The following is a 3,868-nucleotide window of genomic DNA, read 5'->3' as shown; positions in this document are numbered from 1 at the left end:
GGCGCACCACAGCTTGGGCAATCGGTTTTAAAAAAAGGCGTTTTTTCCATATAACGTCAATATTTCAGTTTAATCAGAACAAGGTTTAAGACCGTCTGAAAACAGCATATGCAAGACTTCAGACGGCCTCTTAATGAAATGTTTACATCAATCTTGTTGAACTTTCGGAGCTTCTTTGAAACGTTTCTTGTTAAGCAGCGTGTCGGCAAAATATGTGAACCGTTTTTCTTCGTTCATATTGCTCATGACATAGTACACCTGTTTGCAACCAGGTTCGTTCAAGATAATCGACTCGGCATCGTTAGTTTCTAGAATGCCTGATTTCTTTATGGTTTTGCTGATGTTTTTGATACATTGCCAGTATGCTGCTTCGCGTTTGTCATCATTTTTTATCAGTTCGAAGGATCGTTTCACCTCTTTCCCTTCTAATACTAACTTATAGGAAAACTTAACCAAGGAAGGCCCCTCTTCATATTTATCTTTTGAAGCTAATAGCTCTTCTAAAGTTTGACCCTGAATTTTTTTTAAGAAGGTACGGTAATACAGAATACACTGAGTATCGCTTAGCCAATCTATTCCTTCTCCTTCTTTACAACGAGCTCGTAGTTCAGTAAGTAATTCATCTATACTTTTTTTCTCTAACTTGTCCATTTCAGGCTGTATTTTTTCAATCAAGATTAACCTCAGGGCAGTAGAAATTATCTTTTTCTGCTTCTGTTCTTCTTCCGTACCCGAGAAGTCACTTTCGATATCTGGATAGTCTTGTTTTATAGTGCTCCTGAAATTTTGCCAAGGTGTTTGGGCATATTTTTGAGCCAAGCTTTTTTTGGTTTGTAAGACTTCGGGCGATTCTTCCAGCTGCTTCCGCCATGCTATTCCTGATAGCTCTTCATCGATGAGAAATTTCTCGTTTTCTTCCTGGCTTTGTTTGACTATTTTGTGGAAAATTTTGCTTTCAACCGCGACATTTAAATCCAGAGGAAACTCCAATTGTTTCATAATGTTATCGGTAACGGCACATTCGGGATAAAAACCGAGATAAAACTCCGGCTCGAAATTTTCTTCAAAGCTGTCCATTTGGGTAACCGAGACTTTTTCTCCGATTTTTTTTACACACTGCCTATATTCGGAATCGAGTTTACCGTAGTCTGACATTAATTCTCGATTTATTTTCTCCAAAGCAGATCCAAGGGTAAAACGATAAGCTTCAAATAAAATAGGAACAGGCATATGCTCGCCGTCGTTATACTGTTTTTCCATCTCCACTAATTCGGATAGTGTTTTTTTCGAGAGTTTTTCTTTTAAAACATGATAATAGACTTTACACGAAGGGATATAGCCCCAAGTATCCTCCTTGCAGATTTGCGACATCTTTTGGGTCAGCGTTTCAATATTGTTCGCTTCCGATTCTGCTATAAACCGTTTCGCTTTATCAATAAAGATACGTTCGATGGCTTCTTTTTTTGCATATTCTTCTGACGTACTGTCTGTGTAAAGGAAATGGACAGATTCCTGATAGAGTGCGGCAGGATAAAACTTTTTCCAATCTATTTCTGAGTATTTCTTTTCTAGTTCTGCTTTAAACCGCATAACCTGTGCCTCAAATTTTTGATTGGTGGCTTCACTTTCCTCATTTTCCCTCTGCCATTTGCGTAATGGTTCTGCGGAATTAGCAGCCGTCCACGCAGCGATACAAGAAAATAATTCCGCATTATCTTGGTTGAGCATTAAAAGGTCATCGGGATACGCAGCAATCATTTGTTGATCTCTGCTGTTTTCCATATCAACGCCTGCTTTCTCAAATACTCTGTCTTTCAAACATTGCTCTTTTTTTGCTTGGGCTTCGTCAAGATGTTGGAAATAATATGCACGGTCTTTCACCGTTGAAGCATGAGGAACCGAAGGATGATGACTGACACATGCTCCTAAGGTGAGCATGGATAAGGCAAAAATGATGGAAGTACGAACATGCATTTCTGATTTCCTTAATCAGGATATTTTAAAAATGTAAGATAAAGCCGTCTGAAAACGGATTGAATATGCTTTCAGACGGCCTGTCTTTTAATAAAGAATAAGTTAAATCTTTTTTCTTGATTGTTCTGCCATATGATGAACTTTGTTTTTTTCTTTAACTAAAGCCAAGTTTACTAATCGGCAAAAAATTGTACATCTCTCTCTTTTACCCATCCGGTTGGGCAAACGCCTTTTGCGACAATAAGCAACTGACCTTCATTATCAACATGAGTGGAAAGACGACATTTTTTGCCTTTGGGCGGTTTGATTTTCCATTCAGTCGGGAAATCGGTAGGTTTGGTGCAGTTGTCAGGCAGGCCCATATCATGACAACTGATTTGGTTTTCTTTGATTGCCAAAGGTACTTTTTTTACTTTTATCCAAGAGTATCCTTCTTCGGTATTTTTGCTGTCATTACCGATAACACAAAGGTATTGCATATAGTGCAATTGAGCGATTGAAGATGCCTTATCGCCTGGCTGCACTCGTAGGGATGTGCCTTGGTTATTACTGACATAAACTTGATTACGACAATACTCGGTACGTTCATATGTTAATTTTTTTGCTTCGGCACTTTCCACTCCAAACAAAAACAAACCTGCAAGCAAGTAAATACCCAATGGCAAACTTCTGTTTCTCTTCCAATCTTTTATTTTAAGCATTTTGTTTAAAAGCCTTTTTATACAAAATTTGTTATCTAATTTACTATCAGCCGATTTTTTCAGACGGCCTGACAGATTTTATTGTTCAACCGATGGTTGTATATCGTCCAGTATACCTTCGCCACGTTGCGCAACCGTCCAAACAGCTCTTTCAGCCGCCAACTCCCTGCACAACACTTCCTTCACTTTTTCCAATTTCATACCGCCGCAAATAAATGCGTCAATGGCGGCGAAATGGTGTTCCGGCCAAGTGTGGATACTGATATGAGACTCGGCAAGTAGTAAAACGCCGGTTACGCCGCCTGCGCCGCCGAAGGTATGGAAATGTTCGGTCAATATAGTGGCTTCTGCAGCCTGTGCGGCAGCCATCAAAGCGGTTTTCAGACGGCCTTCATCTTTTAAGATGGCTTCATCGCAACCGTATAAGTCCAATAGGCCATGATTACCGGGGGCATGGGTCATTTATGGCCTCCGGAATAGCTACCGCTGGAAAAGCCACCGTAGCTTCCGCCTGAATGAACTCGGCTGCTGTCATCATCCAAATCAGACAAATCTGCATAATTCATCATCGTAACAAAAACAATCAAAGCCATTGCACAAATAACATATCCCACTCGAGAGATACTCTGTTCGCCATTTTCATCTCTCTTCCGTCCAACTATAAAAAGAGTATAGACACCCCAACCGATAAGAAATATATCGAACAGTATATCGAAGCCATTCATAAACAATGACGGAATATTGACGATAACCAAAATAGCAATCATCAGAAGTCGTAATTTTTCATCGATATCATCCGCACTCATTTTCACGGTATAAGATGATATTTTATTGGTCAGATTAAACGCATCTGCAATTTCCCGATAAGCAATTGGGGCACTTCTAGTCCATGCCATTTCGTGACTGTTTAGTTCGGAACCAAGTTTACGGCTTTGCCCGTCTCGGTAATCGCTGTAATAGTTCAAATCACCGTTTCGGACACGCCAATAAAACGCTCCGCTGGCAAGCCTGACCCGTCCGCCATAGTCATAAAGTTTGCCATAGCCTTGCGGTTGGCGGTTGCGGTCGAGGCGCGGCCAATCGTTCAAGGTTTCGGAAATATTCCAACCTTCATCAGCTTCAACCAGCCATAAGAAACCCTGAGTTGGGTTGTAAAGCAGATACTCTGTCCACTGCCCTTCTGGTGCCAATGT

4 protein-coding genes are annotated in these 3,868 nt (G+C 40.6%); all 4 read right to left on the bottom strand.

What is annotated here, in order from left to right; genetic code table 11:
* Positions 1 to 147: 147 nt before the first annotated feature.
* Positions 148 to 1,974, bottom strand: a complete 1,827-nt coding sequence (locus ACTHS3_RS10660; RefSeq protein WP_049335405.1) for a hypothetical protein — start codon at positions 1,972 to 1,974, stop codon at positions 148 to 150.
* Positions 1,975 to 2,147: 173 nt separating this feature from the next.
* Complete coding sequence (locus ACTHS3_RS10655; protein WP_070625913.1) at positions 2,148 to 2,675, bottom strand: hypothetical protein; 528 nt, start codon at positions 2,673 to 2,675, stop codon at positions 2,148 to 2,150.
* Positions 2,676 to 2,753: 78 nt separating this feature from the next.
* Positions 2,754 to 3,137 (bottom strand): adenosylmethionine decarboxylase, encoded by a 384-nt coding sequence (gene speD / locus ACTHS3_RS10650; protein WP_070625914.1) that lies wholly within the window; start codon positions 3,135 to 3,137, stop codon positions 2,754 to 2,756.
* Positions 3,134 to 3,868 (bottom strand): DUF4178 domain-containing protein (locus ACTHS3_RS10645; RefSeq protein WP_440367931.1); only part of this gene is annotated, 735 nt, incomplete at its 5' end. The genes speD and ACTHS3_RS10645, both read right to left, overlap by 4 nt.

This window comes from Neisseria sp. P0009.S007, assembly GCF_051962515.1.
The sequence above is the reverse complement of the archived record's forward strand: the minus strand, read 5'-3'. Positions and strand labels throughout refer to the sequence as shown.

What these genes read in the sequence shown, in the direction of transcription:
- ACTHS3_RS10660 (WP_049335405.1), bottom strand. Translation starts at nt 1,974, where the DNA reads ATGCATGTTCGTACTTCCATCATTTTTGCCTTATCCATGCTCACCTTA.
- ACTHS3_RS10655 (WP_070625913.1), bottom strand. Translation starts at nt 2,675, where the DNA reads ATGCTTAAAATAAAAGATTGGAAGAGAAACAGAAGTTTGCCATTGGGT.
- speD (WP_070625914.1), bottom strand. Translation starts at nt 3,137, where the DNA reads ATGACCCATGCCCCCGGTAATCATGGCCTATTGGACTTATACGGTTGC.